The sequence below is a fragment of the uncultured Aquimonas sp. genome (assembly GCF_937888285.1).
GTDB lineage: Bacteria > Pseudomonadota > Gammaproteobacteria > Xanthomonadales > Xanthomonadaceae > Aquimonas.
The window spans coordinates 121,766-147,010 of the sequence record NZ_CALART010000008.1 but is presented as its reverse complement, the minus strand read 5'-3'; the positions used below and the strand labels follow the sequence as shown (position 1 = coordinate 147,010).

At 66.8% G+C, this 25,245-nt stretch carries 21 protein-coding genes; 12 read left to right on the top strand and 9 right to left on the bottom strand.

What is annotated here, in order from left to right; all coding sequences use genetic code 11:
* The first annotated feature begins 938 nt into the window (after positions 1–938).
* Together Q0654_RS02010 and Q0654_RS02005 are read left to right on the top strand one after the other, a co-directional pair.
* On the top strand, positions 939–6,194 hold the full coding sequence (locus tag Q0654_RS02010; protein WP_298849960.1) for a hypothetical protein: 5,256 nt from the start codon (positions 939–941) through the stop codon (positions 6,192–6,194).
* Positions 6,195–6,423: 229 nt separating this feature from the next.
* Positions 6,424–7,314: a hypothetical protein gene (locus Q0654_RS02005; RefSeq protein ID WP_298849958.1), complete on the top strand. Its 891-nt coding sequence runs from the start codon at positions 6,424–6,426 to the stop codon at positions 7,312–7,314.
* 169 nt (positions 7,315–7,483) lie between these two features.
* On the opposite strand, the gene Q0654_RS02000 is transcribed toward Q0654_RS02005, so the two are convergent.
* The 4 genes from Q0654_RS02000 to Q0654_RS01985 all read right to left on the bottom strand — a co-directional run bounded on the left by Q0654_RS02000 (position 7,484) and on the right by Q0654_RS01985 (position 10,251).
* Positions 7,484–7,801 (bottom strand): BPSL0761 family protein, encoded by a 318-nt coding sequence (locus tag Q0654_RS02000; RefSeq protein ID WP_298849956.1) that lies wholly within the window; start codon positions 7,799–7,801, stop codon positions 7,484–7,486.
* Between the two features lie 72 nt (positions 7,802–7,873).
* Positions 7,874–8,680: a TraI domain-containing protein gene (locus tag Q0654_RS01995; RefSeq protein ID WP_298849954.1), complete on the bottom strand. Its 807-nt coding sequence runs from the start codon at positions 8,678–8,680 to the stop codon at positions 7,874–7,876.
* A 19-nt stretch (positions 8,681–8,699) separates the two neighbouring features.
* Positions 8,700–10,025, bottom strand: coding sequence for a DUF3596 domain-containing protein (locus Q0654_RS01990; protein WP_298849952.1), 1,326 nt, complete (start codon positions 10,023–10,025; stop codon positions 8,700–8,702).
* Entirely contained in the window at positions 10,018–10,251 is a 234-nt protein-coding gene (locus Q0654_RS01985; RefSeq protein WP_298849948.1) for a hypothetical protein, read from the bottom strand. Before Q0654_RS01985 ends, Q0654_RS01990 begins: the two co-directional genes overlap by 8 nt.
* 132 nt (positions 10,252–10,383) lie before the next feature.
* Between Q0654_RS01985 and Q0654_RS01980 the strand changes: the two genes are divergently transcribed.
* The gene (locus Q0654_RS01980; RefSeq protein ID WP_298849946.1) at positions 10,384–10,611 is read left to right on the top strand and encodes a helix-turn-helix transcriptional regulator; all 228 of its coding nucleotides are present in this window, start codon (positions 10,384–10,386) and stop codon (positions 10,609–10,611) included.
* A gap of 620 nt (positions 10,612–11,231) precedes the next feature.
* Here the strand turns inward: Q0654_RS01980 and Q0654_RS01975 are convergent.
* Positions 11,232–11,981 (bottom strand): helix-turn-helix domain-containing protein, encoded by a 750-nt coding sequence (locus Q0654_RS01975; protein WP_298849944.1) that lies wholly within the window; start codon positions 11,979–11,981, stop codon positions 11,232–11,234.
* Positions 11,982–12,316: 335 nt separating this feature from the next.
* Here Q0654_RS01975 and Q0654_RS01970 point away from each other — a divergent pair, with 335 nt between their 5' ends.
* From Q0654_RS01970 to Q0654_RS01960, 3 genes are read left to right on the top strand one after another with little or no spacing between them, the layout of a single operon-like run.
* The gene (locus tag Q0654_RS01970; protein WP_298849942.1) at positions 12,317–13,534 is read left to right on the top strand and encodes a hypothetical protein; all 1,218 of its coding nucleotides are present in this window, start codon (positions 12,317–12,319) and stop codon (positions 13,532–13,534) included.
* Positions 13,535–13,584: 50 nt separating this feature from the next.
* On the top strand, positions 13,585–14,001 hold the full coding sequence (locus Q0654_RS01965) for a putative zinc-binding protein (RefSeq protein WP_298849940.1): 417 nt from the start codon (positions 13,585–13,587) through the stop codon (positions 13,999–14,001).
* Positions 13,994–14,896: a chorismate mutase gene (locus tag Q0654_RS01960; RefSeq protein ID WP_298849938.1), complete on the top strand. Its 903-nt coding sequence runs from the start codon at positions 13,994–13,996 to the stop codon at positions 14,894–14,896. Before Q0654_RS01965 ends, Q0654_RS01960 begins: the two co-directional genes overlap by 8 nt.
* 64 nt (positions 14,897–14,960) lie before the next feature.
* Here Q0654_RS01960 and Q0654_RS01955 read toward each other — a convergent pair whose 3' ends face one another.
* From Q0654_RS01955 to Q0654_RS01945, 3 genes are all read right to left on the bottom strand, one after another.
* Complete coding sequence (locus Q0654_RS01955) at positions 14,961–15,188, bottom strand: hypothetical protein (protein ID WP_298849935.1); 228 nt, start codon at positions 15,186–15,188, stop codon at positions 14,961–14,963.
* A 227-nt stretch (positions 15,189–15,415) separates the two neighbouring features.
* The gene (locus Q0654_RS01950) at positions 15,416–16,294 is read right to left on the bottom strand and encodes a U32 family peptidase (RefSeq protein WP_298849934.1); all 879 of its coding nucleotides are present in this window, start codon (positions 16,292–16,294) and stop codon (positions 15,416–15,418) included.
* A 5-nt stretch (positions 16,295–16,299) separates the two neighbouring features.
* Positions 16,300–17,298, bottom strand: coding sequence for a peptidase U32 family protein (locus Q0654_RS01945; protein ID WP_298849933.1), 999 nt, complete (start codon positions 17,296–17,298; stop codon positions 16,300–16,302).
* A gap of 177 nt (positions 17,299–17,475) precedes the next feature.
* Between Q0654_RS01945 and Q0654_RS01940 the strand changes: the two genes are divergently transcribed.
* The 6 genes from Q0654_RS01940 to Q0654_RS01915 all read left to right on the top strand — a co-directional run bounded on the left by Q0654_RS01940 (position 17,476) and on the right by Q0654_RS01915 (position 24,004).
* Positions 17,476–17,823: a carboxymuconolactone decarboxylase family protein gene (locus tag Q0654_RS01940; RefSeq protein WP_298849931.1), complete on the top strand. Its 348-nt coding sequence runs from the start codon at positions 17,476–17,478 to the stop codon at positions 17,821–17,823.
* Between the two features lie 129 nt (positions 17,824–17,952).
* Positions 17,953–20,100, top strand: coding sequence for a TonB-dependent receptor (locus Q0654_RS01935; RefSeq protein ID WP_298849929.1), 2,148 nt, complete (start codon positions 17,953–17,955; stop codon positions 20,098–20,100).
* 22 nt (positions 20,101–20,122) lie between these two features.
* Positions 20,123–21,121, top strand: coding sequence for a hypothetical protein (locus Q0654_RS01930; RefSeq protein ID WP_298849928.1), 999 nt, complete (start codon positions 20,123–20,125; stop codon positions 21,119–21,121).
* A 2-nt stretch (positions 21,122–21,123) separates the two neighbouring features.
* Positions 21,124–21,909 (top strand): ABC transporter permease subunit, encoded by a 786-nt coding sequence (locus Q0654_RS01925; RefSeq protein WP_298849926.1) that lies wholly within the window; start codon positions 21,124–21,126, stop codon positions 21,907–21,909.
* Positions 21,906–22,766, top strand: coding sequence for an ATP-binding cassette domain-containing protein (locus Q0654_RS01920; RefSeq protein ID WP_298849924.1), 861 nt, complete (start codon positions 21,906–21,908; stop codon positions 22,764–22,766). The genes Q0654_RS01925 and Q0654_RS01920 overlap by 4 nt, the downstream gene beginning before the upstream one ends.
* Complete coding sequence (locus Q0654_RS01915) at positions 22,760–24,004, top strand: NnrS family protein (RefSeq protein ID WP_298849922.1); 1,245 nt, start codon at positions 22,760–22,762, stop codon at positions 24,002–24,004. The genes Q0654_RS01920 and Q0654_RS01915 overlap by 7 nt, the downstream gene beginning before the upstream one ends.
* 95 nt (positions 24,005–24,099) lie before the next feature.
* Here Q0654_RS01915 and Q0654_RS01910 read toward each other — a convergent pair whose 3' ends face one another.
* Positions 24,100–25,152, bottom strand: a complete 1,053-nt coding sequence (locus Q0654_RS01910) for a tellurite resistance/C4-dicarboxylate transporter family protein (RefSeq protein WP_298849920.1) — start codon at positions 25,150–25,152, stop codon at positions 24,100–24,102.
* Between the last annotated feature and the right edge of the window lie 93 nt (positions 25,153–25,245).

Genomic DNA, 25,245 nt, shown 5'->3' with positions numbered 1-25,245 from the left:
ACGCGCTTCTGGCCTGCCCGGCCCACTCGCCCTTGCTTCGACGCCCGGCTGGACTAGACGCGTCCAACCTAGACCACGCATCAGCCCGGTTGGATTCGCGGCGATGTTCAGCCGTTATGTGTGGCGCGCCCGCCACCGGACTTTCCCAGTAGCTGGCTGTAGGGCCGGGTGGAGGCGGGTCACACGAAGGCATGCCTTCTGGCGACCGTGGCAGGAGACGGTGCGTCCGTAGTCGAACTTGCCGAGCGCGTGCGCTCGGTAAGGCCTGATGGCGTGGAGACGCGACCGCGGGCCATCGTCGCGTCGGTGCAGCGACTTCACCGCCCGAGTCGACACTGACCCAAGCCGCTGCCCGTGCTGGAGTCAGCGGCCCGCAGCCCCAACCAGAGAGCAAGGTCAGGGTGGGGTGAATCAGATCCGAGCATGTCTCGACCTCCAGAAATCTGCCCGAAATTGGGGGGTATTCGGAAAGTGGAGCGACTGTCGACCTCCTAGAGTGGAGACCGTTGCCCATGGGTGTGTAAGTGCCGGGCGACTGCCCCGCTGCGCCTGACTGCCCGGAAAGCCATGCATCACGAATACCCAACCGACTCCACGCGGTGGATCCACGCAGAGTCCTGCAAGCGAAACCGCTCCGATGCTTTGCCGGAGAACGGGACCCTGTACGCCCCTGTCGTGCTGCTGGGGCGATCGAAGACACGCCCCACCAGCGGCAACCCTGATGCGTCTGTCCGTCCACGTCGAAGTCCAGAGCGGCGAAGGCTTCGCGGACGGCGGGGCGTGTTTTCCGGGAGCCCATGGCAGAGCGGGGTTCAAGAACCCCGCGGCCTACGAGATCCCATCGACAGGTCGCAGAAGTGGAGCGACGAAGAACAAGGGGGCAGGGGCGGGCGATCGCACAAGCCGTGGAGAGGCTTGCCGCAGGTGCAGAGTGCGGTATGACTGCCACAGCTGATCCTGCAGACCGCGGGCGCCGCAGCCAGCACGAGGTGCGGCTGCCTCGAAAGCTGGCCGGCTTGCTGGTGCCGACCCTCTCTTGGACGCCGAATCTCGCAGCTGCCCTCCGAACCATCCTCGCCCATCCTCCTGCCGACGCACACTGTTTCACCGCCGTCAGTCGATACAGGGCTGAGCATCTCGCAGCACTCGTTAGACAAAACTCCTCCGGGGACAAACTCACGCTCGAGCACACATTTGACCGCTACAAGCTTGCGGAAACCCTGATCGGCGCGGCCAGCGGCCCCGGGCGGCGATCCAAGGGGGTGCAGACGCTCTTGTGGCTGCTTCTTGAGCTCATCTTGCGTGGCGATATTGCGGAGCACATCGCCCGGCTTGCGAGCAACCTGCGCGGCTCCTTTCGCGCGTCCAAAGGTGGTCCACTTGCCGCGGCCATCGGCGAGTGTGCCGGGCTTGAAGAACTGATCGTTCGCATGCAATTTCGACTCGCAGCGGTCGAGCATGCAGGCGCTGACGCTGACGCGCATCCCCGAATGATGGGGGTCAAGAGTTTTGATGATCTCTGGGTGGAGGCGCTCGGCAGGAGGTGTGAACTCATCCTTGCTGCTCGAGACGACACCGCAGAAGAAGGGGATGAGGAGGACGCGGAAGAGACTTGCGCGCTGTCTGCGGGTCTGCTGCATCTGGCACCGGAGGAGGACGAGGACGAATCAGAGGATCGGGCCATCTTCGAGGTGGATGCCGAGGTCTACCTGCACTCGCCTGACAAGCAGACTGAGCTCCAGCTAGCAGCGTGGGGTAGGGAACTGTACCGGCGCAGCAGTTCCTCTCTACTGCGGCCTACGGACAATATCTGCCCCGCCCACCTCGTGCAGGGGGAATGGCGAAGGCTTGTGGAGGCTGCGAGGCACGCGTTGGCTGCAGGTGACACGGAGCTCGTCGAGTCCCATCTGCTGGTACTGCTCGCCATTGAAGCGGGGTTGTCGGACGCCGAGGCGCGCAGCCTGATCTGGGCACGTGCGGACCTGGGAGGGTGTGCGACGCCGCGCATCGATGCTCACCTGCGGGCCTTGATCCGGCCAGACCTGCGGCCGTCAGAGGCTTTCGAGCCGACGGCTGGTGACTCACGCTGGCAGACGGCATGTGGCTTTGTTGCCTTTCCGTTGAGCCGCGCTGTCTTGGAGATAGGGGTCGGCCTGCGATGGCATCGATCGAGGCAAGTACGCACGGATCGCAACAACCGACCGCGCCCAGAGGGTTGGCTTCGAACACAGGACCAGCCTCGGCCAGTCAGTGCGGCACTCAGCAAAGTTGGCAACCCTCTAAACATCACCGCTGCAACATTGAGGCGGCGGCTCGCGGCGCATATCGCCAGCGACCAAGGGACGGATGTTGCGCAGATCGCGCTGGGCGACTCGTTCGGCGTGGGCCATGCTCCCACCTACTACATGGCGTTCGATGTACGCAGCTTTGCGGAGCGGCTGTGTCTCCACACCGAGAGCGTGACTGGTGCGCGGCCCGGCCTACGCTGGAGGGGGCTGGCTCAGGATCTTTTCGCGGGCTCCCGTGTGCGTCCTACGGGGCGCCCTTTGGAGTGCGCTTGGAGGCTGGTTGGTGCGAAGGGAGATCGTGGCCGTGGCCGGCCAGGCACGCGCACATTCGTCACTCAAATGAGGGCGCGTCGGGACGCCCTTGCGATGCATTTGATGCTGGCGACGGGTCATCGGCCGGTCGCCGCCCTGGCAAAACTGAGACTGTCGCAATTCGCGCCGAGTCATGCGCTGGTCGTGCTCTCGGACAAGCAGTCCGACCCCGCTCATCACACCCGAATCGCCAGTACAGGTTGGCGCTTCCAAGGAGCTCTCGAAATCTACGTTCGAGAGATTCAGCGGGTCGCGTCCTCACCTGATCTCCGTCGATTCAGGCGGGGCGCACTGGAGGTTCTGGCGGGGGAAAGACCGCTCTTTGATGCCCCCACTGACGACGGCGGTTGGCACAGCCTGGAGGTGTCCAACCTCTTGAGGCAGCTTCCAGATTCTTGGCAAAGCTGCAGAAATGTCCACCGGCACATGCTGTGCCAGTGGCTGGGTACCCGCGGTGTGCATCCTGAGCTTCGCCACTTCCAGTTCGGCTGGCTGGCGCACCCGATGCACGCGACCTCGACGGCCTCTCCCCGGCCAGCTACAGCGCTGACGAGGGAGCTGGCCGACTTGATCGACGAATGGCTCGTGGCTGCAGGCTGGGACGGTGGCGGCGCACCTGGTCGAAACTTCAGGCACTGGGATGGGCCTCTGCTGCTCGATTTCAGCGCCCATGTGCAGCAGCACCTCAAGGACTGCCGCGACGCACAGGCAAAGCTCGAGGCGAGGCTCTCGGACCGCGAAGATGCCCGACTTCCCAACATTCTCGCGCAGCTACAACGAGCGGTTAGGGCGGCCAAACTGGGCTTGGACCTCTCGATCCAGGATGGCGATGCCACGCTGATCTCAAGAGTCGATACTCCTGCAGCACGTCCCGTCCGACTGGGTGCCAGGTTCGTCGAGGCCGCTGTTGAAGCGATAAGCAGCCGCGATGAGCGAGCGCTCGCAAGGCGTGTTCTCGTCAAGATCCTTGCACGGGCGCGCAAGCAGGGTCTGATTCACGCCACGCTGCTAAAGCTGCCTGCCCCAGTTCCTCAATTCTCGCCCAGCCCCTTCGTGCTAATCCTGGGCGTTGCACTGCTGGCCGCTGAGCGCCTGCGTGAGGGCTTGCCGAAGACCCTTGCGACGAGCGCAGCGCTCGAAGGGCTTGAGGGAACACGTCGGCTACTGTCGACAACTGTTCTGGCGATTGCCTCCTGCACCCCATATCGTCGGTTGGAAGATGCGCATGCAATCGCGACGCAGGCCGCGGGCGCCCAGAGATCACTGAACCTCGGCGAGATTCTGCGCGTGCCATGGGGCGAGGGGCATGTTGTGCTCTCGGGCCTGCCGGCGCTGCTGGTCGCCCGGCTTCGGGCACGGCCGGATCTTGCCGAAGCTCTAAAGCAGTCACCCGAGCAGCGCCAGGTGTCGCTGGGCCGGCTGTTGGGCGAAATCTTTCCCCGCGAATCGGCGATGGATCGCAAGGCCTTGCTCGACAGAGTCCAGACCGGGTTGCTGCTTGCGGGCGAGGTTGAACTGGAAGGCCCAGCAAGAGCGGTCATGCGGCGGGAAGTCATGGCCGCCACGGTCACGGCGGTGCGAGCGGCCAGTGCTTCGGACGGAATCACGGTTGAACAGAGCGCCGCTGTTCGAGAGGAGGTGCCCGAGTCCTCTGAAGACCCGTCGGAGGAGGCGCTCGACGCAACGCCCCGGAAGTCGTGGCACCCCAACACCCACGCAACCCTTCAGCTGCTCAACCCAAGATACGTGGGAGACATCGGTGGTCTGCCCGCGCCACCTCTCCGAGGTCGACGGCCGGCGCTCTTGCGTGCGCTGCAGAGTGTCGTATCCACGCTGGACTCCTCGCCGACCCTGAGGCGATGGCTGCTTGCCTATGCGCAGGCGCTTCTCGAACCGGAACGGCGCAATGAGGGGCGAGGACTTGCGATCAGCACCGTCTACAAGATCGTCAATCGCGTCAGTCGTGCACTCAAGCAGTTGGGTGAGGAGCAGCGTCTTGATCGATTGGAGGCGAATGACTGGATGGCGGCTTTGCTGCCCTATCTGCGCGATCCGGGTGCGGGCGACCGCGTCGACGTCCTCAAGGAGGTTCGGCGCTTTCTTGCGTACCTGCAGGAGCACATCCATGTCTGCCCACCCGATTGGGGGATGCTCTTTGCGGCAGCGGGAGAAACGCTGCCACCTTGGGATCCTGCGCTGATCACGGAAGCCGAAGCAGAGCGCGTCTTTACAGCGCTGGAAAAGGATGTGGGGTCCGACGATCCCGAGCCGTCCTTTATGGAGCATGCGCTCAGGCGCACCAGGCTTGCCTTTGCGCTCGTGCTAGAGGCCTCCGGTGTGCGGCCAGGTTCCGCCGAGGGGCTGACCTTGGCGGACGTGTATCTGCACCCCTCGGGGGACTATGTCCGCCTGAGGACGCGTGGTCGATATGCGAGAGTGAAGACTCGAACCTCGGAGGGGTTCGTGCCGCTCGAGGGTGAGATCTGGCACCGCCATCGCGACACGTTCCAGCGCTGGCTCCTGGACCTGCGGAGCATGGTCGGCGTTTCCGAGCCTGCAAGCGTTCCTCTCCTCCAGATTCCGCGTGAACCCCTAGGGACGCGGTTTCAGCTGGATGCGCTGACCCAGCGTATCGGTGATCTCATTCGTTGGGCCACCCAAGACGGGAGGGCGCGGGTCTACCACCTGCGCAAGCGCCGCCTGCAGCTCAGACATCTGCACCTACGAGCGCTGGGCACACCTCGCACGCTCGATCTAGCCCGCGTACTTCGCATCAGTGGACACGCGTCGATCAGTACGTCGATCGCTTCATACCTCGGCGACCCGCTTGTCTACCTGGCTGAGCCACGTGAACTGGGGACTGAGCTCAGCCTCCGGGAGGCTGCCGCCGTCGCCGGTCGCTCAGTCGCCGGCGTGCATGCCCGATGGGTGCGGAAGCTCGAGGGTGCTGACAGTTGGGCGGGGGCGGAAGGGAGGCGCGGGTTGATGTCGCTCAGCCAAATCGAACCCACATCATGGCCCGCGGTGGATCTTCCACCTCCGCCCCGCCTCACCAGCCTAGACGGAGAGCTGGACTGGCGCAGTGTTGGTTGGGCCCTTGAGTCGTTCGCGGCTGGTGAGGTGGATGACTTCGCCTCGCCAACGCGCTGGATGAGCCCGGGGCAGTGGCGCCAGATTCTGTCAGCCGCGAAGGAACTTGAGCTTCGGGTCGGGCGTCGCTTCCGGGTCGGGCAGGACACGCTGTGTCCGCCCCGCGCTTCTTCAGTTTGGCGGCGTCTGGAGCAACGGATCGAAGCACGCGACGATGGTCTGCTGCGTATCGCCAGGGAATGGGCCCGTCGAGCGCTCTACCGTCGCAGCGGTACGGCGATCCTGCTGGTCGACGAGGAGGCTATTGAGGCATTGACGCGTCTGGCCCAAGAGCTGGACCTGCGTGTCGAGGTGGAAGAGGAAGGCCCTCCCTGCCACCTCTCCCTGCGCGGTCGCGATGGTCAGACAGCCTACGGTCTAGCCAATGCGGTGCGCTGGGCGCTTGCGGTCGCGTGGGTTTCGCACGCGGTGTCGTGCGATGTGTGCGTGGGCGAGCTTCCTTGATTCGCTGAAAGGCCGTGGATGTCCGCTACAGGGGGCGGGTCGATCGATAGCTCGCGCCACGATGCCGTCGGGCGCGCCTTGGACGCTTCTCGTCCTGGCGCCGAGGGCTTTCTTCCAGATATCTCCCCGATTTCGGGGGGGTATCCGTAAGTGGGGCGCAAATCCGTGCTGTTGAATAGGTGTCGCCTCCCGCGCTTGTGCGAGGAGCGTTCGTCAAGGAGCCAACCCAATGAGCAGCAAGAAGCGCAACCTCCGCAGTACTCAAGTTCCCGCAGAAAAGACCGCCCCCCTTGTGCCCCACTCGGAAGAACCAGGCGCCGGGTGGATCGAAGTCGTCATTCGATCCGAGAGCATTCGGATGGTGGGCAACGTGGCCCTCGAGGAATCTCCTGCCTTGCTAGGCAATACGCAGGACTTCGCAGCCAAGTTTCCCCGGATCTTCGCCGGGCGCTGGGTGTGCGGCAAGATCCTGGGTCTGCAGCACTGCTATGCCTTCGAGATGACGCCCCATTGCTCGGATGGAATCGAAGTCGATCTGAATCAGATCGTCTCTGATGCCCGTAGGCTGCTGGACAGGTCCATCCAGAAGCTGGAAGAGCTCGCCAGGCGGGGCACGGTGGCGTCGCTGCGCAAGCTCGATATCTCCAACGCAGAGTTCGAAGTGCTGAAGTGTCTCCGCGATATCGAGGCGAACGGAGGCAAAGTCGAGCTTTCCGTCGTGATCAAGCCCCCGCAGGAGCTTGCGGCAACCGACGCAACGGCACCCCTTCCGTCGCAACTCGTCGAAGGCTCAACGTCCCCGCTTGAGGTCTCGTCTGTTCAGATGCCTATCAAGGGGCCAACCGGCGAAGCGTTCTTGGCCATTGCAAGGGAGGAGCGACCCGCAGCGCGTGTGGTCGGACATGTGATCGGTATTGAGGACCTGCCGGATGCAAGGGTTGCCATCACCGTCAATGGGGGCAAACCTATGCCCGCTCCCGATCTCAATCGCGACACTGCCATCGAGCTCTACCGCGCCAACGCGGAAGTGCAGGGATTGCTCACGCCGATGGGTGCAGAGATGGTTCTGACCAAGCTCACGTGGCAGGCGCGGTTGCCCTTGGAGTCGGCGCCTATGTGATGCCGGCTGGGAGGCCGCGCGCAACGTGTGCAGTTGAGCTCTGGGCGGACGCATCGTCCGGCCTTCCTCTCCCATGCGTATCGGACGTCAGACCCGCTCCCAGTGCGAGCCGGTTGATCAGGGATCGTGGCGCAGACTCCTGGAGAATTGGGCGGGGCTGGCTTGAGGCTCAGGCAGGATCATCAAGGATGGGAGCTTCGTCCTCGGGCTCTGTTGGCCATGCAAGGCGCGTAGCCTCCGTAAGGGGGCCATGTTCGAGATCCTGCAGCCATGCCGGATCGAAGCGGGCATCGACTGAGCTGTCCGTCTGCTGCGGTGACGACAGACGGCGGCTGGTGCCTGCAACGAGCTCGACCGTAGGAAAGTGCCGAGCGATGGAGACCGCGCGCTGCCTCACTTCAAGAGGAAGACGTTGATCACGGGCAATCTCGATCAGGAATCCGCCTGCCCAAACAAGTGCGCGACTACGCTCGTTCGGCGTGCTCATGGTCTATGTCCTTCTGGCGCTGGTTGAGGAGGGCGAAGCCTGATCCGCGTCGTGCTCACCGGATGAGACGCATCAGAAGACATCCATAGTCCGGCGCTCCGCCTCGCAGCTGAGCTGGTCGAGTGCCCTGACCACCTTGCCGATTGCCAGTGGGTAGGGCGTGTCGCGTGGCGCACGCGGCCCGCCCAGGAGCTCCTGCATTTTCAGTCCGAGGTCTGGCGAGAAGGCAATCAGCTCAGCCAGCAGCGGCGCCAGCAGTCTCAATCCGGCCTGTTCGTGGTGTACATGCATGCGCTGCGAGCCGTTGGCCCCCTGGATCTTTCCGTAGTCGTGAAGCAAGGCAAACGCGATGCCCAGCTCACGATCATCAGGAGGCAGTCCGTGGGAGCTCGCCAGCATCGTCGCAACCTCCAGAGAGTGCTTGGCCAGGCCCCCGGGATAGCTGTGGTGATGGCCCCGGGAGGCTGGCACGCGCCAGAAGAATTCGCGCGCCAGAGGTTGCAGCAGGGCGTCACTCACGAACCTGCGCAACTCCATGATCTGCAGGCCGTCCACCAGTGCGGTGGTCTGCTCCACCACGCCGCGCAGGGGGCACATCTGTTCCCCCACGACCTTGCTCAGGGGCATCAGGTTATCCCGCTGGAAAGCCACGAGCAGGTGCTCCACTTCGTCGCGCTGGATGGGCAAGGTGACTGCGGTCCCCTTGATCACCTCAGGCCCCTTGGGGGCATTCAGGGGCAGCCAGGTCCACGCGGTGAGGGTGCCGTTCGCGCCATGGATGCGCCAGCGGCGGCCCGAGGCATGGAGCTCGCGGGATTCAGGCTCGATGCTGCAGTCGAAACGATGGGTGGTCGGCGGATCAAGCGTGGTGTCGAACATGGGTTCCTCCATGAATCCATCAGTCCTGATGAGGGATCAGCGCCATTACGGCGGCAAGTTGCTCGGGCGTGAGCGACTGCAGGGCGCGCAGGGCGGATGTGAGATCAGCCGTCGCCGCGCTCGCGATCGCTACAACCGTCGGCTCCGCCGTGGCGCTTTTTAGGGGCGGCTTCGGGTCGAGCCGTGCGTGCATCAGTCCCGCGAAGGCCATCCCGTCGTTCCGCGTGAGGTTCGGCACAAAGCGCGAGTACACCCGGAACAGCATCTCCGTCGTCGAGTGGCCTAGGATGCTCGCGACCCACTCCGGGTTTTCGCCGGCGGCCAGCATCAAGGTCGCTGCGGTGTGGCGCATGTGGTACGGCGGTCTGACCTTCAGGCCGAGGTTGCGGAGCAGCGGGTACCAGATGCGGTTGGTGAAGTTCACCGCGTCGATCGGGTTGCCCTGCCGGCTGTGGAAGACCCATTCGCAGCCCGGCACCGCATGGGCCTTCTGCTTGAGAAAGGCCTCGCGCACCTGGGCCACCATCGGCACCGTCCGGATCGACGACTGCGTTTTAGGCTCGCCGTCGCCCTCGCGGGAATGCGTGCGCACCACCTGGAAGCAGTCTTGCTCGAAGTCCACGTCCTGCCACTGCAGGCCATCGGCCTCGCCAGTGCGCAGCCCGGTGAGGAGCCGCACCGTCAGGTAGGGTCGATAGTCTTCCCGTACCCGGGCCATCAGCAGCTGCACCTCCTCCAGCGTGAAGGGCATCACCTCGGTCCGCTTCTGCTTCAGCGGCTTGAGCGTGCGAGCGGCGGAGGTGAGGCCGTGGCGATCGCAGCCCTCGTTGAGGATCGACTTGGCGAGCATCATCAGCTTGTTGATGCGCTTGGCTGAGATCGTCAGGCCGCCACGCCCACTGCGCTTCGAGATCTGGGCCTGGAACCCCAGCAGTTCGCCGCGACCGATCTTGTCCAGCGGCAGATCCCCAAGCGCCGGCAACAGGATGCGGTCCAGCGTGGTGCGCACGTAGGCCGCATACCGACTGCGCCACCGCGGCGAGCTTTCCGTCACCCACACTTCCGAGAACTCGCTGAAGGTGGGGGCAGCTGGCTTGGCTCCGACCGCGTCGTCGAAGTCGTCCCCCGCGGACAGGCGCTTCGCGCGCGGGCTGTTCGGAAAGAAGCGCGCGTAGTCGAAGCTGCCCTTGGTGATCTCCCGCTCCACACGCTTGGCCAGCGCCTCGACCACACGCCGGTTGCTGGGCGTATCCGAAAGCGCGGTCTGCTCGCGGCAGCGTACCCCCTGGAACTGGAAGTCCAGGTACAGGGTGCCAGTCTCCGGCCGTACCCGGACCTTAGCCATGGGCGACGCCGCCGTTGGCCATCGGGATGATCGGGCCGCGCCCCATCGAGAAGTGGGCGATGTCGCGCTCGATGGTCTCGCGGATAAAAAGCAGCTTGCGGCCGCCGAAGGGGCGGATGTAGTGCACGCCCTCAAGCAGCACGCTGTCCTTGAGCCGATCGCGGATCGTGCGGACGTCGTAGTGGATCAGGCTAGCCAGCTGCTCTGTGGTCAGGTAGGTTTGCACGCGGCGACTCCTTTCGTTGGTAGACGACAGGTGTCGCGGATACTCGACACCTGTTGCGCATTATGCGCGCCAGCCGTCGCTCGTCAATGTCAAATGTCGCGCATCGTCGACGTAATTTAGGGTTCGTTCAGGATGATCCGCTTCCGGCTCGCCGAGCTGATTGCCGACAAGTCGTTCAAGGAGAGGCGCTCGATCAGCATGATCGAGGTGTCCCAAGGCAGCGGCGTGCATCGAGCCACGCTGTCCAAGATGGTCAACCAGCCTGGTACCAACGTCGGCTCGGACGTCATCGACAAGCTCTGCGCGTACTTCGGGTGTCAGCCGGGTGATCTTATGCAGTATGTGGGGAAGTCGGACTGAAACTGCGACGTCTCCTCGCGTCCACATAGGAGAGACGAGCTCGATCGGGTTTGCGGCAGCGTAGGTCTTCGCCACCCAAAGGATTGGCAGAGGCGCCGTGGCATGCCGATCCGGCATAGGCTTGTCAGTCGGAGAGTTGGGCCCTTTGCTGACATTGGGCGTTTCGTACTGTGCTGAGCCACACACAGAAGGAGTAGTCGCCTGTGTGAACGACTCACCGTGCACCGCCGAGCGTAGCGCAAGGGTCTCCCACAACGTCCACGTCCAGAAGCGGCGATCGTTCACGCCGCCGCTCGCAGGGCATCGGTGGACTTCGCTCAGTGTGAGCCCAAACTGCCGCTGCAGCTCGTGCTCAACCGCTTATGCGGTGACTCGATGCCCCGCCTTCAGTGGATCCTTCTGAAGAGGGTCGCCGGCCATGGACTCGAGTCGAGGAAGGTTCGGCATGACTATGAGAATCGTGCGATCAAACCCCCGCGAACCGCCCCTGAGCAGCCAGCCCATCTTCTTCGTGTTCTTGCGGTTTACACGGTGGTCCCGGCCGGGTTGATCCTCCAGTCACCGAATGGTGAGCAGCAGCCGCTCGAGATCGTGCGCGGGTGCCGCCGGTCAACCTGTGCTCAGCGACGTCTTCGGTCCAAATCCGGCAAGCCGCACTTCGCCGGCGCGAGGCCAAGCCGCGCAGGCTGCAGGATATGAAGATCGCGGCCATTCACGTGGATGACCCCTTCCTCCTGAAGCACGGTGAAGCAGCGGCTGACGGTTTCGATGACCAGGCCCAGATAGCTGGCGATGTCCTGGCGGCTCATCGACAGTCGGAAGTGCTCGTGCGGCAGGCCGAGCCGCTGCCGCCGTTCGGCGAGCAGGTGCAGGAACACGCTCAGGCGCTCGAGGGCCTGTCTGCGGCCCAGCAGCTCCAGGTGATCTTGGTCGCGTCCCATGCTTCTGCCCAGCACACGAAAGAACCCTTGGCTTGCCGGAAGCGTGCTGCGGGCTCCGGTTCGCAAACGCTGCGAGTTGATCTCGCAGATCTCGGTGTCCTCCAGAGCGATGGCGGTCACGCGGTGGATGTCGTGACCGAGCGCGTCCATGCCCAGGATCTCGCCGGGGAAGTGGAAGACCATGACCTGGTCGTTACCGTCCTCGTCCGAGGCCACTGACTTCAGCGAGCCGCTGGCCACGAGGAACAGATTCACCAGCGGTGTGGCGACGTGGAACAAAGCCTGTCCTGCCTCAAGAAAGCGATGTCGGCCGTGGGCTTCCCTCAGGGCTTCGCTGGCGGGCGTGTTCCAGAGTTGAGCGCCGCCTGCGAGGGGAGAAAGCTGGCGCAGCAGCAGCGAGTTGCAGTCTGTGTGGACGTTCTGAGCCATGGTTTGCAAGGCCTTGGGGGCAGAAGCCAGAAGACTACACAGGCGGCTCGGTTTCGCCCAGCTTGATCCAGATCAGCGACGCCTGATGAAGCGTGCCGGCCCAATGCCAGCATGCATACCCTCCACCTCGACCTGCGAGATCTGCCGCCGCCACTGCCCATGCAGCGGGTTCTGGAGGCGCTGGCAGGGCCGCTTCCGCGAGGGCGGTTGACAGCGCACACCCCGTGCTGGCCGGCTCCCCTGATCGACCGCTTGCGGTCGGAGGGCTACGCGGTCGAGGGGCGCGTCGAGCCGGACGGTTCGGCCTGGATCGCGATCCATGTGCCTGCGGCCGCGTGAGTCGACTCGCGCCGGCGCAGGCGCCGCCGCCAGCCCTGCCTGCAGCCTTCCTTTTCGCGGCCCTGGGCTGGGGCGCAGGGGCCGGCTTCGCCCTGGCAGTGACCGACCCCGGCGCACTCTCCACGCGCTGGTCGCCGGCCCTGCTGGCGCTGACCCACGCCTTCACGCTGGGCCTGCTCGGCAATGCCCTGGTCGGTGGTCTGCTGCAGTTCCTGCCTGCGGCAGCGGGAGGCGGACGCGTGGGCAGGACCTGGGGCCTAGCCGTCGGAGCCGCGCTCAACCTCGGGACCGGCCTGTTGCTGCTGCATTTTCACGGCGTGTCGCCGGTCTGGCCCGCCGCGGCCTTGTTGGGTCCCGGCCTGTCGACAGCCGTCCTGGGCCTGTGGGGCGCGGTCGCCACCGTGCAGCCGCCCGCCCTGCGCTCCGGGCTGCGAGTGAGCCTGCTTGGGCTTGTGCTGACCCTCGGCCTGGGCCTCTGGCTGCTCGCTGCACGCGCCGGCTTCATCGGGGGGGCGCGCCTGCTGCTGGTCGATCTACACGCAATGCTCGGTCTGTGGGTTTGGGTGTTTGGCGTGCTGCTATGCGTCTGCAGCCTTGCCGTGCCGATGCTGCAGGGCTTGGCGCGCTGGTCACCGCACGCCCTGCCGCGCCTGCTGGCGGTGAACCTCTGCTGCTTGCTGCTGGCAATTGCGCTGCGCACTTCGAACCTGCCGCTGGCTTCGGCTGCGCTGGCACTGCCGGTGGTGCTGACGGCTGCGCTGTATCTCTGGCATCTCCTTCATTCGCCTTGGCGTCGCAATCTGCCGCTGCGGGCCTTCTTCTGTCTGGCAACCATCGTGCTGATTCCGGCAGCGGTCAGCCTGATCCAAACGGAGCCGCCGCTGGGACTTCTCATCTGGGGGCTTGCCGGGCTAGCGCTACTGGTCTTCGCGATGGCCATCGAGATTCTCGCTTTCCTGGCCTGGTCTGCTCTGCAGCGACACATCGGCCGCGGACGCCGTCTGCCGGGCGTGCACCAGCTGCAGAGCGATCGCTGCAAATGGCTGGCATTCGGGCTCGCGAGCTTGGCCCTTCTGCTGCTCGGGCTGGGCTTTGGGCCCGTGGAGTCGCTGCGCACGTTTGGAGCCGCCCTGTTCGGAGCGGTGCACCTGCTTGGCATCGCCATGGCGATGGCAGGCTTCCTGCGAGCCAGGGCCTTTGCGCGCTCCGGCTGAACTGGCGGTGCGCTGATGCGCCTGAAAGAGTCGACCACCGGAGCTGACCCATGCACACGCCCAAACCTCCACTCGTATACAGCTGCTCCGGCTGTTCCAGCGCGGCGCAGATGGCAAATCATCTGGCGCTGCGTCTCGATCGCTGCGGTGCGGCGGAGATGTCCTGCATCGCCGGGGTGGGTGGTGGGGTAGAGGGGCTGGTCAAGACCGCGCGCAGCGGTCGCCGGATCCTCGCTCTCGACGGCTGCCTGCTGCACTGCGTGTCGGCGTGCCTGGCGCAGGCCGGGGTCCGGCCCGACTTGCACCTCACGCTGTCCGACTATGGCGTGAAGAAGCGCAAGCATGCCGACTTTGATCCAGCGGAAGCCGAGCGCGTTTTCGACGAAGCGGTTCAGCCTGCCGTGGCCCGACTGCAGCAGTGCGTCGTAAGCCCCCTAGACGAGGCACGAGCATCAGAAGATGACTGAGCCGAGGGTGCTGTCGTTGTCCGCGCTGCGTCTTGGCCTGGATGCAGTCGACGATGCTTTGGTGGTGCTCACCGCGGTTCGCGGCAGCCTCGCGACGCAGGTCGGGCGGGTCAAGCAACTGCGCGAGCTGCCTTTGCGAGATCCCGCGCGTGAGCGCGCGGTACAGCAGCGCGCGCATCGGCTCGGGCGTCATCTCGGCCTGGCACCGACGACGGTCGAGCGGATGATCCAGCTGCTGATCGAAGACGCCTGTCGTCGCCAAAATATCCCCGCGGCTGATCTGGATCAGGGCATCGGACTTGACCCCGGGCGCACTCTGGCGACCCTGCGCCAGCCGTCGAGCACGCCACGCATGTCCGCGCCCGCCCCGCAGTCCCTGCTGCGCCTTCTTCCTCCCCCACGGACCTGGGCGCCCCTGCTGCGCTGGCTGCCCCCCTCGACGCTGGCGCAGGCCTTTCAGCGCGCTGCAACGCAGGTCCTGGCTCCTGTTCTGGCGCGCGGTGATCTCGCCGCATTGGACGGACGGGTATTGGCGATCGAACTCAGCGATCTCGAACTGGGTTTCGTGGTGCGCGTCCGGGCCGCCAGTCTCCGCATAGACCCCCTTTGCGCGAACGACGCGATCGAAGCGCGGGTGCGCGGCAGCCTGACCGACCTGCTGCTGCTGGCGAGTCGACTGGAGGACGCCGACACCCTGTTCTTCCAGCGCCGACTGAGCGTGAGCGGCGACACCGAGTTGGGCCTGCTGGCGCGCAATCTGCTCGATCAGCTCGACTGGAGCCAGATCCCCCTGCCGCTGCGGATTGCGATGAACCGCGCGGCGAAGCTCGCGGAAAGTGCGAGGCGCGCGTGGCGGCAGGCACAGGTGTCACCCGTGCCTGCAGTTCGTACCTGAACAATGCGTCGAGGCTGGCGCCTGACGCGCGATCTTCAGGGGGCGATCCGTACGCCGCCGGGTATCACACGTCGAACAGCGGCGCACCTCGCACGACGCAGGCGGACATGACGGGCGGAGCGGCCGCCACGGCGCGCTGCAGGCGATCACGCTCGTCGGACAGGACACACAGTGCGCTCGCGCAGGCTGACGAGGGCTCAAGCATCTGCAGCCGCAAGAGTGCGCTGTGTGCGGTGTCAATAAGCTCCAGCGCGTCGTTCATGTGTTCGTGGCTCCGCTTGTTGATGTCCACGGCTGCTCTCCCTCGGCTCCAGCTCGGCAAAAAAATCGGCCCGGCCCCACAAGGAACCGGGCCAAGGGACGGCTGAGGATGCCGTCCATGAAACCCCCTCGATCGCAGGGACCTCAAGCAATCCAGTCGACAGCTCGCGCAGGGCCGGGCACGAGGGCAGGACCCTCGACTGGCCGTCATGCGCGTGGACGCCAGTCGCGGTCCAACACTGGCTGGCCCCATGGCGTTCAGCCCAGTGCCCGCATGCCGGGCTCGCCGTGCCAGTAGCCGGCGGTGCAGCCGGCCGATCGGCTCGCAACGCTGCCGCGGTCGGAAAGATGCAGCCGGAAGCGGTGCACGACCGCGCCCATGTCCTGGGCCTGCGGCGACAAGCGCAACAGCCCGATCCCGCTGGCTTCGAGTTCGGCCCGCTCCGGCAGCAGATCGCAGATCTCCGCGCCCTGCACCTGCACGCCATTGAGGGTCAGGAAGGGCTGGCCTTCGCGGGTGTCCAGCGGCAGCCCATCGGGATAGTCGATGCAGCGGAAGCCGCACTGGTCCTTGGCAAGATCGAGCGCGCGCGCAGTGAAGCAGCGCGCCGACCACGACAGCGGCAGCCGGCCCCAGGCGTGCATCTCCAGCTCGGGCAGGGCATGCGCCTGCTCTGCGGCGGCAGCGCGCAGCTCGGCCAGCAGCGCGCGATTGAACTCGACATTGAGCACGAGTCTGAACAATCCGTCGTTCTGCAGCAGCCGCAGGCTGTCGAGGTTGTAGACATTGAGGCTGGGCCCACCGACGAAGGGCAGATCGCGCTTGCGGCAGATCTGCACCGCCGACATGTCGTTGGCCTCGATCCGGAAGTGCCCCTGCGCGGCCAGGTATTCCAGCGCGCCCAGTTCGGACTCGGCCTCGATCAGCGCGAGGGATGAAAGGACGACCTCGCGGCCGGCCGCCTGCTGCACTTCCGCGAGCGCGAGCCAGTCGCGTGGACGCAGTTCGCGGCGCTTGCTGCACACGGTTTCACCCAGATAGACCACGTCCAGTGGCCAGTCCAGGCTGGCTTCGTAGAAGGCCAGCACCTTGCTGCGCGGCCAGAAGTACTGCGGAGGGCCAAGGCTCAGTCGCATGTCGGTCAGTGCCAGCTGCGGTGGTAGGGGCCGAGCGTGGTCTGCTGGCCTTCGGCATGGGCCGCCAGGGCGGTGTCCCATTCGGACTTCTGCTGCCAGCCTGCAGGATCGACGCGCAGCCGATCGATGGCCTCGCGCCAGACCCGGGTCACTGCCGAGACATAGGCGCGACCGCGCTGGCGGCCCTCGATCTTCAGCGCCACCACGCCGGCCTGCGCCAGCCGCGGCAACAGCGACAGTGTATTGAGGCTGGTCGGCTCCTCCAGCGCATGGAAGACCTCGCCGCCGACTTCGAAGCGGCCCTTGCAGACCGTCGGATAGCCCGCGGCCTCGCCCTCTGCGTACTCGTCGAGCAGCACCTGGTTGAGGCGCACGCTGCGGCGGCCGTCGGCGTGGTCCTGCCAGCGCACGAAGCTGGCCGGCGAGCACACGCCGTGGCGATTGGGCGACTGTCCCGTGACATAGCTGGAGAGCTGGCAGCGGCCCTCGACCATGATGCAGAGGCTGCCGAAGGCGAACACCTCCAGCGGCACCGGCGAGCGCTCGCAGACGCGCTCGACCTGCTGCACCGACAGCACCCGCGGCAGTACCGCGCGGCGGATGCCGAAGTGTTCGTGGTACCAGCGCAGTGCCGCCTGGGTGGTCGCCGAGCCCTGCACCGACAGGTGTCGATCCAGCTTCGGATGGGCGCGCGTGGCGTAGTCGAGCAGGCCGGCATCGGCGGCGATGATGGCGTCAGCGCCCAGCTCGGCCGCGCGATCGACTGCCGCCTGCCAGTGGCCCATGCCTGCGGCGCTGGGGTAGGTGTTGAGCGCGATGTAGACCTTGCGGCCACGCCCGTGCGCATAGGCGACGCCAGCGCGCAGGTCTTCCTCGCTGAAGTTCAGGCCCGGGAACGCGCGCGCATTGGTCTGGTCGCGAAAGCCCAGATAGACGGCATCGGCGCCGGCGTCGACCGCGGCGGTGAGACCGGACAGGTTGCCGGCAGGGCAGACGAGCAGCATGGGCGGGCTTCCGGCGAGGGAGGCCGCATGCTGCTGCGCTGGCCTGAAGTCGCGCCCTGATCTGGATCAGCTGCGGGGCACTCGATGCCGGAGCGCTGCCTTGACCAATGTCAGCGCCTCGCTCGCCAGCGAGTGCCAGGCTGTCGCCGGTTCCCTTGAGCCGAGGCAGAAGAAAACATGAGCGAGTCCTTCCCTGAACTGTTGGCCGATCTCAACCGCCAGATCAGCGCGCTGCGCGCAGAGGCGCCCAAGGCCATGCAGGCCTTCTCCGGTCTTGCCCGTGCCGCACTCGAGCCCGGCGCGCTCGACACCCGCACCAAAGAGCTGCTGGCGATCGCCATTGCCATCGCAGTGCGCTGCGATGGCTGTATCGGCTTCCACGTCAAGGCCGCGCTGGCCGCCGGCGCCAGCAAGGAGGAGATCGTCGAAACGATCGGTCTTGCGATCTACATGGGTGCCGGCCCTTCGATGATCTATGGCGCCGAGACCTTGCGCGCACTCAAGGAGTTGGGCGGCGAGGACTGATGGCTGCAGGTCCCTCGCGACTGGCTGTCATCGCGAGCACCAGCAGTCTGCTTGATCTGTGTCATTTGCGAATGCGTCGCATTAGAGGAAGGTGGGACATCGCCCCTTGAGGCCTGCTCCGAGCCTGCCATGTCAACGCATCCTTGTGCCCCGAAACACCTCCTGCACCCGCTGGCGCGTGCCCTTTCTGTGCTGCTGCCGCTCGGTCTCAGTGTTTCGCCCATGACCTGGGCGGGGGCCGACATCGGCCGCTGCGATGCCAGCGAGGCTCGCTGCCTCGACACCATCGTGGTCAGCGCCAAGGGTTATGCCGATGCTGACCTCGGCACGCCGGTGGCGGTGGTGGTGGCGGGGCGGGAGGCGATCGCTGGCAACGGCCACCGGAATCTGGGCGAACTTCTGCGCGGGCGCGCTGGGCTCGCCGTCAACGCCGACAGTGCGCAGGGGCAGAACCCGGTGCTGCGTGGCCTCAAGAAGGAGAGCATCGTGCTGCTCTCCGACGGCATGCGTTTGAACTCCGCGCAGCCGGCTGGAGCGATCGCCTCGTTCCTCGGTCTGGGCCTGGCCGAGCGGGTGGAGGTCATCAAGGGCCCGGCTTCGGTGCTGTACGGCAGCGGTGCGCTGGGCGGCGTGGTCAATGTGCTGAGTCCGCAGGCAGGCTTTGTTGAAGCGCCCGAACTTGAGTTCGGCGTCCAGGCCGACAGCGCGGCACGCGGTTGGGGCGGCTCCGGCCTTGTCCGCTGGAACGACGACGACACGGCATTGCTGTTTGGTGGCGCCGCGCTCGATCAGGACGACTACCGCGCGCCGCGCGGCCGCGTCGCCGATACCGGCTACCGCAGCCAGGCCTTGATCGGCCAGTTCCGCCAGCGCTTTGCCGAAGCGCTGGAGACGCGCTTCTCGCTGCAGGCGCAGCGCGATGTCAACGTGGCCTATCCCGGCTCGACCAAACCGCATCCGCACCCGCAGGTCGCCAGCACCACGGTCTACTCGCCCGAGCAGGAGCGCCGACTGGCCGAGTTCGGTTTGAGCGCCAGCGCGGCTGCAGACGATGGCTGGAACTGGGACCTGCGCCTGTACCAGCAGGACATGCAGCGGCAGATCTTCGGCCGTATCAATGGCCCCTTGGCCGCCGCGGCGCCGCGCGACCTCAGCCAGACTCGGGTCAGCTTCGATACCTGGGGCGGCGACCTGCGCTTCGACCGTTGGCTCAACCCTGAACATCGCCTGCTGCTCGGCCTGCAGCACTGGCAGATGGAAGCAAGCCCGCAGCGGCTGATCGCCGCGCCGCCCAGCTTCGCCCTGCAGCCGAATCCGCCCTTCGTTGACGGCCGCATCGAGTCGAGCGGCCTGTTCGTACAGGACGACTGGCAGGGCGAGCGCCTGCATTTGTTGACGGGTCTGCGCTGGGACCGGGTCGAAGGCCGCGCCGCGGCCGTCGCCGGCGCCGCTCCGGGGCAGTCGCTGGCGCGCGCCGACAGCGCATTCTCGGGCAGCGTGGGCGCGGTGCTGCCGCTGCATCCGGCACTGCACCCCTATGCGAGCCTGTCGCGCGGCTTCCGCGCCGGCGAGATGCGCGAGCGCTTCGAGGCCTCGCCGCGCACCGACGGCTACTACTATCTTGGCAACCCGCAGATCCGGCCCGAGTTCTCGACCCAGATCGAGCTCGGTGCCAAGGGCGAACACGTCGGCACCGAGTACCGGCTGGCGCTGTACCGCAATCGCATCAGCGACTACATCACCGGGGTCGATGTCTCGGGCGCACCCGGCAGCAACGGCTGTCCGCCGGCCCAGGCCAATGCCTGCAAGCAGACGGTGAACCTGGGGCAGGTGCGCATCGAAGGCGTCGAGCTCAGCCTGCGCCGTCAGCTCCAGCCCGGTCATTGGTTGAGTCTGGAAGCCAGCATGCTGCGGGGCGAGAACCGCGACCTCGACGAGCCGCTGTTCCAGATGCCGGCCGACGAGCTGAGTGTCGGCTGGGACGGGCGTCTGGGGACGCTGTTCGGCGGTCGTCTCGACGGCGAGCTGCTGCTGCGTGCGGTGCGTGCGCAGGAGCGCGTAGCGCGGCAGTTCTCGCGAGGCACCGAGAACCCGACGGCCGGTTTTGCCACGGCCGATGCCGGCCTGTCCTGGCAGCGCGGACCGCATCGACTGCGCCTGCTGCTGCGCAACCTCGCCGATCGCGAGTACCACGAACACCTCACCGAAGGCCTGAGCGGCGCCGAACCGCCCGCGCCGGGGCGCAGCCTGCAGCTCAGCTGGCTGGCCCGCTTCTGATCCCCTCACCGGAGTGCATGCCATGGATCGCCGCCGCTTCCTGATGGCCAGCTCGACCGCGCTGGGCGGGCTGATGTTGACGCCGCACCTGCGCGCCGCCGGCCGACGCCCCCTGCTGCGTCTGGCCGGGCCCTGGGCATCGGTGTCCTATCCCTTGGCCTGGATGTCGGCGCGGCCCGGCTTCGCGGCCTTGGCCGAGCGCATCGAGTTCGTCGCCTGGCGCAGCCCAGACGAGCTGCGGCTGATTGCGCTCGAAGGCCGTGCGGACTTCGTCGCCCTGCCGAGCAACGTCGCCGCCAACCTGTACAACCGCGGGGTGACCCTGCGCCTGCAGTGCATCAGTGCCTGGGGCCTGCTGTACCTGGTCTCGCGACAGCCGCGGATCACGCGCCTCTCTGAGCTCGGTGAGGCGGAGCTTGGCCTGCCCTTCCGCGGCGACATGCCCGAGATCGTGCTGAGCCAGCTGGCGCAGGCGCAAGGGCTGGATCCGCGTCGCGACCTGCGCCTGAGCTATCTGGCCTCACCACTCGACGCGGTGCAGATGCTGCTGACACGGCGCCTGGATCACGCGCTGCTGTCCGAGCCGGTGGCCTCGATGGCGCTGGCGCGCAGCCGAAGCGGCGCGCTCTCGCTGATCGCTCCCGAGCTGCACCGTGCATTGGACCTGCAGCAGGCCTGGGCGGATGCTGGGCTCGGTCCCGCGCGCCTGCCCCAGGCCGGCATCGCCGCGCTTGGCGCTGCCGCCGGGGACAGCGCGCTGTGCGCCGCCTTTGCGGAGGCGCACGCGCGCGCGCTAGACGAGTGCCTGGCGGCCCCCGAGGACTGTGGTGCCCTGATCGCCGAACTCAGCAAGCGCCTGGACGCCGCAGCGGTCGCCGAGTCGTTGCCCCACAGCCGGCTGCAGGCGATGCCCGCTGCCGAGGCGCGCCCCGAGCTGGAGGCCTTCTTCCGCCGTTTGCTGGCGCAGCAGCCCGGCCTGCTGGGTGGGCGCCTGCCCGACGCCCGCTTCTACGCGGCCTGAGCATGACCCTGCGACTGCTGAGAGCCTGGATCGACTGGCTGTGGAGCGGCTGGAGCGCCGCCGCGGGTCTGGTGCTGCTGCTGGCCGCCTGGCAGTTGGCAGCCGAAGCACTTGGCCCCTTGCTGCTGCCCGCGCCACTGCAGGCCTTCGCGCGCCTGTTCGAGCTGGCGGCCAGCGGAGCGCTGAGGCCGGAATTCTTTGCCACCGCACGACGGGCGCTGCTGGGTTTCGCCTGTGCCCTGGGTGTTGGCAGTGCGCTGGGCGTGATCGCGGGCCTCAGCCCAGCGGGCGCCCTGCTCGCGCGGCCGCTGGTGACCGTGCTGCTGGGCATGCCACCGATCGCCTGGCTGGTGCTGGCCCTGCTGTGGCTGGGCAGCGGCGATGGCACACCGGTCTTCACCGTGGCTGCAGCGGCCCTGCCGGTGGTGTTCGGCGCCGCCCTGCAGGGTGTGCGCACGCTCGACGCGCCCCTGTCCGACATGGCCCGTGCTTTCGGACTGCCCTGGCACCTGCGGGTGCGCGAAGTCGGTCTGCCGCATCTGCTGTCCTGGCTGTTTCCGGCGGCGATCACCGCGCTGGGTACCAGCTGGAAGGTGGCGGTGATGGCCGAGCTCCTGGCCAGCAGCGACGGCATCGGCGCAGCACTGGCGAACGCTCGCTCCCAACTCGACACCGAAGCAGCGCTGGCCTGGGTGCTGTGCGTGCTGCTTGCCCTGCTGCTGCTGGAGTACGCCGTGCTGGAGCCAATCAAGCGTGAGTTCGAACGCTGGCGCGAGGCGGCGCGATGAGTCTTCTCGATGTCCGCGGATTCGGTCATCGCTACGGCGCGCGCCGGGCGCTGTGGCCGCTTGATTTCACGCTGTCGGCGGGCGAGTCGATCGCCGTGCTGGGGCCGTCGGGCTGCGGCAAATCGACGCTGCTGCAGGCAGTGGCGGGCCTGCTCGAAACCAACGAGGGCCGCATCGAGCGGTGCTGGCAGCGCCTTGGCGCCATGTTCCAGCAGCCGCGTCTGCTGCCCTGGCGCAGTGCTCTGGACAACATCGCGCTCGGACTGCAGGCCCAGGGTCTGAGCCGCGCCGCGCGGGCGGCAGCGGCACTCGAGATGGGCCTCCGGCTGGGCTTGTCGCAGGCCGACCTGAAGCTGTACCCCGCCGCCCACTCGGGCGGCATGCAGAGTCGCGTGGCCCTGGCGCGTGCGCTGGTGGTGCAGCCCGAGCTGCTGCTGTTGGACGAACCCTTTGCCGCCCTCGATATCGGCCTGCGCCACGAACTGGAGCACCTGCTGCTGGCGGAGTGCGCGAACCTGCGTTGTGGCTTGCTGATGATCACTCACAGCCCGCGCGAGGCTTTGCGTCTTGCGGATCGTCTGCTGGTGCTCGGCGGGCAGCCCGGCTACCTGCAGCTGCAATTCCAGCCGCAGGCTCCGGCCGCCGCGCGCAGCGAGGCCGAGGTACTGGCGCTGGAGGCGGCCCTGCTGGCCGAGCCTGCGTTTCGTGCCGCCTTCGGACTGCCCGCGCACGCGGCCGCCGCGTCTTCCTGTGCACACGCACAGATCGGTGGCGACGCCCGCAAGGGTGGCGAATGGGCCGGGTCCTTCCGCCTGCAGCGCTTCGCTGCTCCCGGTCCGGAGCGCAGCGAATGTTGAGCTCCCGCGCTTTGCCTTGCCCCGTTCGCGCCGCCCTCCTGCAGCTGCTCCGCTGGCCGCTCTGGCAGTGCGGCTTCCGTCCATTCTTCCTCGCCACCGCGATTTCGGCGTTGCTTCTGCTGCCGGCGTGGCTGGCGATGCTGGCGGGTGCGCTGCCGATGCCTGTCTTTCCCGGTGGCGCGGTGGCTTGGCATGCCCATGAGCTGCTGCTCGGCTTCGGGCTCGCCTCGGTGCTGGGCTTCGTCCTGACCGCGGTGCCGGAATTCACTGCGAGTGCCGACTTCGGTCGTCGGCAGACCGTATTCCTGTTCGCGCTGTGGCTGCTGGCGCGACTGGCGGTGCTGCTGCTGCCGGGGCTGGGCGCATGGCCGCTGGCATTGCTGCAGGGCACGCTGTGCCTGTGGCTGCTGGCGCTCATCACGCCCCCCATCTGGCGCGATCCCACGCGACGCCAGCGCGATCTGTGGGCCGCTCTTGCGGCGCTGTTGATCGCTGGCGCTGCGTTCAGCCTCGACCTGGCCCTGGGCGGTCTGCTGTTCGCCGATCCGCTGCAGGGCCTGCGGCTGCTGCTGCATCTCATGCTGCTGTTGATCGTGCTGACGCTGGCGCGGATCTCCATGCGCGTGGTCAACCGCCATCTGGAGGAGGCCGGCGCCGAGCCCGACTACCTCGCCCGCCCCCCGCGGCGACAGATAGCGGCGCTATTGATCGCGTTGCACGCAGCGGCGGTACTGGCAGAGCTGCCGATGGCTGCAGGCTGGCTGGCGCTCGGCGCGGGCGCGGCCTGCCTGGGCCTGCTCAGCGACTGGCCGCATACACGGGTGCTGCTGCGGCGCTGGGTGGCGATGCTGTACGGCCTGCCCTGGCTGCTGGGCCTTGGCTACCTTATGGAGGGCGCTGCGCGTCTTGGAGCGCCGATCGCGCCTAGCGCCGGCCTGCATCTGCATGCGCTGGGCGCGCTGGGGCTCGCCGTGTTCGCCGTGCTGTGCATTGCCGGTCGCACCCACGCGGGGTTCGTCCTTGATGAACGCCGCTGGCTGCCGTGGGCGGCCTTGCTGTTGCTGCTGGCGGCCGGGTTGCGGGCTTTGGCCGGCAGTTTCGGGTGGCCCCTGTTGCCGCTGTGGTGGAGCGCTGGCCTGCTGTGGTCCTTTGCTTATTTCTTGTGGCTGGTCCGGATTGGCTTCGATCTCGCACGACGTCGCAGTGATCGCGGTTGGGGGTGCGCCGGGCCGCAGTGAGCTGCACGGCGTGACCTGCGCACGGACTGCGCCGCGGCTCTGGTGACCGGAGGAGATCGCTGTGCCTGGCTGCCCGCGAATCGCGTGCGCCGCGCCTATGCCGTCCTGTGTCCGCTGCCGAGCCTCAGCAGGCGCTGCCCCAGCCCCAGCAGCGCGAGCAACCAGGCCGCGAGCGCTACCCAGATCATCAATCTCGATATCCATTCCAGCGGCGGGAACTCCGCGGCCAGACCGAGACGCGCGCTGGCTACCGCATACATGCCCAAGGGAAACACGAAGCTCCACAGCACCGGCTCGTAGCGCAGCGGTCGACGGTTGACGCCGTGCTTCCACAGCCCGAACAGGAACAGCAGCGGAATCCACCAGGTGGCCCAGGCCCACAGCATCAGGGTGACGCCGTCGATGAAGGGCCGCTGCGCCTTGAGGAAAGGCAGGACGGGATCAATGGCGATCAGCTGGGTGCCGGCATTGGCGCTGATGGCGGCAGCGCCCATCACCACCCACAGCAGCGGGCCGACATCGTCCGGCTTGAGCGCAAGGAAGAAGATGCGGTAGCAGAACAGGGTGACGAAGATGCCGTAGAACATCAGGCCCAGGCCCCACAGCATGTGCACCTCGACCTGCATGTAAGTGGCGTAGGCACCCAGGTGCGGCACCAGCGCGGTGCCCAGCAGTACCAGCGACTGGGTACCGACGATGGCGATCAGCCAACCGCCGTGCATGATGTTGACGTTGTTCTCGTGGCTCAGGAAGGTGAGCACGCTGAAGGCCAGATACAGCAGCAGGCACCAGGCGCCAAAGGCGAGGCCCCAGCAGGCCATCGCCAGTTCAACCTCGCCACGCGCCAGCAGCATCTGCCCGACGAGACTGGTGGCCGCCACGAGGGTGAAGAAGCCGAAGACCATTTTCGGGTTCAGCAGATCGTCGCGAACGGCTCCGAAGTGGCGGATCGCGCGTGCCGCGCTCAGGCAGACCAGGATCATCCAGGCGGCCAGTCCGATCGCGAACAGTGCGTTTGCGAGGGACGCATGCCCCAACAGCCCAAAGCCCAGGCTGAGGATACCTGTAGCCATCACCAGGGCGAAGTTGCCGGGGTGCAGTCCGGCCAGACCCGGCCGCGGCAGAGGTGCGACGAACGCAGTGTCCATGCGTGCCGAATCAGGAAGCGGATGCGAAGACTAGCAGCGGCCCCGTTTGCTCGGCAGGTCTCGACGGCTGTGGGGAATGCCCCTACGTGGCCG